Here is a 1,202-nt window from a genome sequence, read left to right as displayed (position 1 = left end):
GTAGTCACAGTCACGATAAGCTTTTCTAAGTTCCGCGTCACTATAGCCGCTAAAGGCGCCACCACATGAAGAAAGTAAGGTGCTGAAGATAATAAAGCAGATGCCGGTTAAGTATTTAGTCATGGATTTGATTCTTGTTTATTTAAGTTTTCAGAAGTATAGCTGTGAAGAAATGATCTGCTAGTAAAAAATATGCGGGTCTCAAAATAAGTTGTGGTGCCATTCTTTTTCTTTGATGAAAAGGTATACTATCCGCCAAAATATTTTAAGGCTACAGGGTAGCAGCTATTTAGTCGTTGCTTTGCTTTAAGTCAGAATGAATTCGTGATCGTGAGGAATATATCTTGAGCTCCGTTAAGATTGGAATATGTGGTCTAGGTACCGTCGCTAGTGGCGTGATTAATGTCTTGAAACGAAATCAACAGGATATTACTGCCCGAGCAGGCTGTCAGGTTGAGGTGATTCAAGTCGCCTCTAGAAAGCTTAAAGATAATTGTGACCTTAGCGGTATCGAATTTTCGACGAATGTAATGGATGTTGTCAATAACCCTGATGTGGATGTGGTAGCAGAATTAATTGGTGGCTATGATCTTGCTAAAGACATTGTTTGTGCTGCGATTAAAAATGGCAAGCATGTTGTCACGGCTAACAAAGCGCTTATAGCTGAGCACGGAAACGAAATTTTTGCGCTGGCTGCCGAGCATAAAGTAGTTGTTGCCTATGAGGCGGGGGTCGCTGGTGGAATTCCGATTATAAAAGCGCTTCGAGAAGGTTTAGCTGCAAACAAGGTTAATTGGCTTGCGGGTATCATCAACGGTACAGGAAATTTTATTCTTACGGAAATGAAGGACAAAGGGCGAGATTTCCAAGATGTGTTAAAAGAAGCGCAAGATCTTGGTTACGCTGAAGCAGATCCAACCTTTGATGTCGAAGGTATTGATGCTGCGCATAAGTTAACTATTCTGGCATCCGCAGCGTTTGGTGTTCCTTTAGAGTTTGAAAAAGCCTTTACTGAAGGCATTAGTAAAATTGCACCAGCTGATGTCGTTAATGCCGATGCTTTAGGTTATAACATAAAGCACTTGGGTATTACGCGTAAGCATGAAAATGGTTTTGAGCTTCGAGTTCATCCGACGTTAATCCCTCAGGACCAGCTGATCGCTAAAGTCGATGGCGTAATGAACTCGGTATTGGTCGATGGT

1 protein-coding gene is annotated in these 1,202 nt (G+C 41.8%); it reads left to right on the top strand.

From position 1 onward, the window contains the following. Positions 1-344: 344 nt before the first annotated feature. A partial coding sequence (locus tag A3766_RS21370; RefSeq protein WP_068642951.1) for a homoserine dehydrogenase occupies positions 345-1,202 on the top strand: 858 nt, incomplete at its 3' end.

The organism is Oleiphilus sp. HI0132 (assembly GCF_001635845.1).
Note: the sequence above shows the minus strand (reverse complement) of the source record. Positions and strands in the feature narration are given on the sequence as shown.